The 561-nt window shown below is 69.5% G+C and carries 1 protein-coding gene; it reads left to right on the forward strand.

From position 1 onward, the window contains the following. A partial coding sequence (locus PKF00_RS44190; protein WP_271223783.1) for an AMP-binding protein occupies positions 1-561 on the forward strand: 561 nt, incomplete at both ends.

The raw sequence follows: 561 nt of genomic DNA on the forward strand, positions 1-561 counted from the left end.
TCGGGGTCGACGGGGCGGCCGAAGGGGGTGGTGGTCGAGCATCGGTCGCTGGGTGCGTATGTGGTGCGGGCGCGGGAGGCGTATCCGAGTGCGTCGGGGACGGTGCTGGTGCATTCGCCGGTGTCGTTCGATCTGACGGTGACGGGGTTGTTCACTCCGTTGGTCAGTGGCGGGTGTGTGCGTCTGGAGGAGTTGGGTGAGGCGGCGGCGGTGGGGCCGCGGCCGTCGTTCATGAAGGTGACGCCGTCGCATCTGGCGTTGCTGGAGACGTTGCCGGATGAGGTGTCTCCGTCGGTGGCGTTGGTGGTCGGCGGGGAGGCGTTGTCGGGTGCGGTGCTGGAGCGGTGGCGGGCGCGTCATCCGGATGTGACGGTGTTCAACGCCTATGGTCCGACCGAGGCGACGGTGAACTGTGCGGAGTTTCGGGTGGATCCCGGGGTCGCGGTGGGGTCGGGGGCGGTGCCGATCGGGCGGCCGTTCTGGAACACGCGGGCGTATGTGCTCGATGACGGGTTGCGGCCGGTGCCGGCGGGTGTGGCGGGTGAGTTGTACATCGCCGGG

This window comes from Streptosporangium carneum (assembly GCF_027922005.1).
In the GTDB taxonomy this organism is placed as follows: Bacteria; Actinomycetota; Actinomycetes; order Streptosporangiales; family Streptosporangiaceae; genus Streptosporangium; species Streptosporangium carneum.